The organism is Algoriphagus boseongensis, assembly GCF_004362805.1.
GTDB lineage: Bacteria > Bacteroidota > Bacteroidia > Cytophagales > Cyclobacteriaceae > Algoriphagus > Algoriphagus boseongensis.
In genome coordinates this window covers 1-4,334 of the sequence record NZ_SNYF01000001.1, presented here as the reverse complement: position 1 = coordinate 4,334, position 4,334 = coordinate 1, and the positions used below count along the sequence as shown (strand labels likewise).

Here is a 4,334-nt window from a genome sequence, read left to right as displayed (position 1 = left end):
GTACGTCTGTTCAGCTGGTGCATCGCAGGGGTACAGGTCACCTCGTCACAGTTGTGGATAGGTCGGGTCTTGCCAAACCACTGGTACTCCAGTCTGCTGTTTTCAATGCCCCGCTTGATCAGGTATTCCCTCACCACTTCGGCTCTGCGCTCAGACAGCTTCTGGTTGTACTCATCCCCACCCCGCTGGTCGGTGTGGCCCTCGATGTACAGCATCAGGTGTGGCATACGCTTCAGCATTGCGCCCACGCGCTCCAACTCCTGCTTGTGCACACTTCTCAGCATGGACTTGTCAAAGTCAAAGTAGATCGTCGGTATATCAGCTATCTCCTCCTGGATCTTCTCAAACAGGTCTTCCGGCTCGCAGAAGTCCATGTCCTTCAGCTCCTGTGGAATGTCGTACTGCTTGGTCGGGTCAGGAAACGCCTCCAACACCAACTCCGATCTTCTGTTCAGCTGATGGGAATCCTCCGAACACGGCTTGCCGTTCCCGCAGTCGTTGACCAGCTGGCTCTCCCCGAACCACTCCAGTCTTACCCGGTTGGCGTCGATCCCTTTCCCGCTCAGGTACTCGGTCACCGCCTTGGCCCGGTTGTTTGACAAACGGATGTTGTATTCATCACTCGCTCTGGAGTCTGTATGGCTGGCTACCAACAGGTCCAGGAAGCTGTATTTCTCCATCAACTCGGCCAGCTTGTCCAAGGCCGGCATCGCATCCTTGCGGATCACAAACTTGTCCAGGTCGTAGTACACAATGTCCACGTGCACCGGCAACTGATACGGAATCGGTACCAGTCTGTATTCTCTCTTTACCGTATCGCCTTCAAAGCCTTTCGTACTGATGCTCTCGTCTGTCAGCGGAAAATATCCCGGCTTGCTGATCGTCATACCAAAGTCGCTCTCCGGCTCCAGCTCTGCGGTCAACTCACCCTTCCCGTTTCTTGCCGTAGGCACCATCACCCCCTGGGTCTTGTCCCGGAACGTGGCCAGGTAACTCTCCGTAATCACGTTGCCGTTACAGTCCAGTACTCTGGCCAAAAACTGCTTGTACATCTCCTGGGCCATGTACACATCGTCCAGTCCCATGCCTCCTCTTCTGTTCGAAGACAGGTATACCGTACGGTCCTTGTCTTCCTTGTAGCCAAAATCATCTGCCAGTGAGTTGATCGGCGTACCCATATTCCTCACTCCGCTGATCGATGCAGCGGTATAGTTCGCTTCAAAAATATCCAGTCCTCCCAGGCCCTTGTGCCCGTCTGAGGAAAAGTAAAACTTGTTGTCCTTGCGGAACGGATAAACCTCGTTGCCCGGGGTATTCACCCCTGCACCCAGGTTCACCGGCTTGCTGAATACCAGACTGTCCCCCACCTTGCTGTACTCACTGTAGTACAGGTCATAGCCACCCTGACCGTTCCAGGTAGAATCCCTGTTGTCCGAGGCAAAATACAGCCGCTTGGCCTGCTCATCCACATACGGATGCATGACCGAATAACCGATCGAATCGTTGTACGGAAACGCCTGCGCGCCTTCCAGCTTGCCTTCTGCATTCACCCTGCTGTAGTAAATCTCCGGCTGTACCTGAATGTCGCGATGCTTCTTCACCTTGGTGATGTTTCGGGTCACCGAATAAAACAACAGCTTGTCCTGAACCGCATAGCTCGGATCCGAAAAACTCATCGCCCCCGGCACGTCCGACACCACCGTGCTGACGTTGCCCGACTTGTCCTGCTTGTATACCGTAAAGTAACCCCGGTCGGTGTAATCACTCTTGTCCGGGCTGAAAAGCTTGTTCCTTCCGTCTATACGGACTCCCGGCATCTCCTCGGAATAACTTCCCCCACGGTCGGATACAAAATATTTATTGCCTTCTCCGTCCAGTGCCACTCCAAAGTCCGACTCGCTGCTGTTCAGCCCTTCTACGGCTTCCACCTTCAGCTTCCTGCTGCTCATCGGTATGCTTCCCGGGGTAATCCCCAAGCTGTCTGCTGTAATCCCCTTGGACTCAATCATCCCTGAGGCTTCTTTAAAATTCTCAGTCAATATCCCCGTACGGAGCAGTTGCTGGTAGTCTTCAATCGTTGCTTCCTCATAGCCCACGGTGGTCTTCCACCACGTATAGGCTCCCTGGTAGTCTCTTATCTTATCCGAGGCCAGGGCCGTCTTGCGGGCAGTCTCATAGTTGGGCTTCTTCGCATAGGCCTCCTTGTACATGTCCAGTGCGTGCTGATAGTTCATCTGCTCCATCTGGTCATCCGCATACCGGACTTTGGTCTTCTGAGCCTGGGTCCCCATCGAGATCCCGAATAGAAGAACCCCTGTTATTGCTACTAGTTTCAGTGTCTTTCTCATAATCAGAACCATCTTTGGTTTTTCATCGTCGCCTTTCTAGGTGTCATGTAATAGCCCAGAGAAAACTCATGTGAGTTCGCCCGGTAATCCTGAAGCACGTTCAGGTTGTGGTCGTATGCATAGCCGATTCGCAAGCGGTCCGTCGCAAAAATCTCGATGATCGCCGCCACCGCATTCCTGTTGCTCAAATTAGGCTCCAGGTTATCGTTCCAGATCTTCATGTTGCTCCGGTAACTGCCCCCCAACCAGATCCGGTCGTAAAACAGAAACATCGCGTTGATGTCGTAGTTGGTCGGGGCTCCCTTCACTTCCTTGATCAAAAAGCTCGGCTTGAAGCCTACATGCTCGCCCAGCGTGAACATCGCTCCAGCAGTAAGGTAGTAGTGAAAGTCATGGTAGGCCAATGCCACATCCTCTTTCTCCAAAGCTTTCTTACCGATCATGTTGTACGCACTGAAACCCGCATAGAACTTTGAACTGTGGAAAAACAAACCCGAGTTCATGTTCGGCGTAAACAGGTTCACCATCCCCTGAGGAATCTCCGGGTCATTCGGATCGTTCGGATCCAGCATGTCCCCGTCGATGCTGTACTGGGTCAGGCCCACACTGGCTCCCAATCCCAAGAAGCTGTTCCTACCGGTCTGGATGCGGTACGCATAGGTCAACAAGCCTCCCGTCGTACTCGTAGGACCCAGCTGATCGCTCAACAGTGAAATACCAAAACCCATCGTCCCTTCGTTGGCCGCCAGGTCCGCCGTCACCGTGAACGTCTTCGGTGCCCCGGGGAAGTTAACCCACTGGCTCCGGTACGTACTCTGAATGTACGGCTCACCTTTGTAGCCCGCATACCCCGGGTTGATGTGCAGCCCGTTGAATATGTACTGGCTGAACTGGGGCAGCTGCTGCCCAAAAGTCCCCCCGGTGGCCAGCATGGCCACCAGAAAGGTCATTCCTATGATTTTAAAAGTCGTTTTCATCGCTTTCCTGTTTTAGTCTTTGATTACCTGGATCCAGCCTGTAAAGTCACTCTTGTTGCCGCTTGCATCGGTTACCTTCAACACGTAGAAGTAAGTACCCGCTACCTGACCCGGTGCATCCCAGTCGTTCTGGTATCCGCTGCGCTCGAACACGTGGTCTCCGTATCGGTTCAAGATCACTATCTCTGTCGATACATATTTACCCAAGCCCTGGATCTTGAACGTGTCGTTCTTGCCGTCTCCGTTCGGGGTAATCACGTTCGGAATATGGAACGGCTGGATCTGGGTCACATCGCTGGCCTGATTGTCTGATTCGTTCGTGTCGTCCTCATCCGAGCCTACCACTACCGTGTTGGTCACCGTACCGGCTGCTCCGGCTTTCACCTTGATGTTGATCGTCACCGAAGTGCCGCCCGCCATGAACGGTATGGCAAAACTTACATTGTTGCCGCTCACCGTCGCCGTTACCGTAGAACCGGTCGTGTTGTTGGCCACCACATAGCTCTGGTAGGTCACCCCGCTAGGAATATTGTCGGTCACCACCACATTGGTCGCATCGGTCTGTCCGACATTGCTCACCACTATCTGGTAGTCAAACACATCCCCTTCGAATACCTCCTCGCTCAGGGCTTCCTTGGTCACGCTCAAGTTCGCATCGTTGTTCACGATTCGGAAGAATACCAAGGCATCGTCGCTGTTGCTCGGATTCACAGTCTCTCTCAATACATACTTCAGTGTATAGTCTCTGATCTCATTTACTCCCGGTATCAGGCTCAGCTCTCCGTTCTCGTTGATCAACAGACCCACGATGCCGTCCAGCTCAGTGAATTCAAAATCCACATCCGCCGCATCCGGACGCTGACCCTTCAACAGGTCGTTGTCCAGAATATTGCCCATCACTCCGCCGAATCTCAGGAAGTACGTGCCAAAGTCGTCGTCATTGGCGATGATCTCGTTCGCTCCAACACCCACTACCTCTTCTGCCTCATCTGAAATGTCCTCTCCGTCA

Annotated in this window: 3 protein-coding genes; all 3 read right to left on the bottom strand. The window is 53.3% G+C overall.

The window, feature by feature from the left end; translation table 11 throughout:
• On the bottom strand, positions 1-2,348 hold a 2,348-nt coding region (locus DFQ04_RS00015; protein ID WP_243739598.1), incomplete at its 3' end, for an OmpA family protein.
• A 2-nt stretch (positions 2,349-2,350) separates the two neighbouring features.
• On the bottom strand, positions 2,351-3,325 hold the full coding sequence (locus tag DFQ04_RS00010) for a PorP/SprF family type IX secretion system membrane protein (RefSeq protein ID WP_133551433.1): 975 nt from the start codon (positions 3,323-3,325) through the stop codon (positions 2,351-2,353).
• 12 nt (positions 3,326-3,337) lie between these two features.
• A partial coding sequence (locus DFQ04_RS00005) for a T9SS type B sorting domain-containing protein (RefSeq protein WP_133551430.1) occupies positions 3,338-4,334 on the bottom strand: 997 nt, incomplete at its 5' end.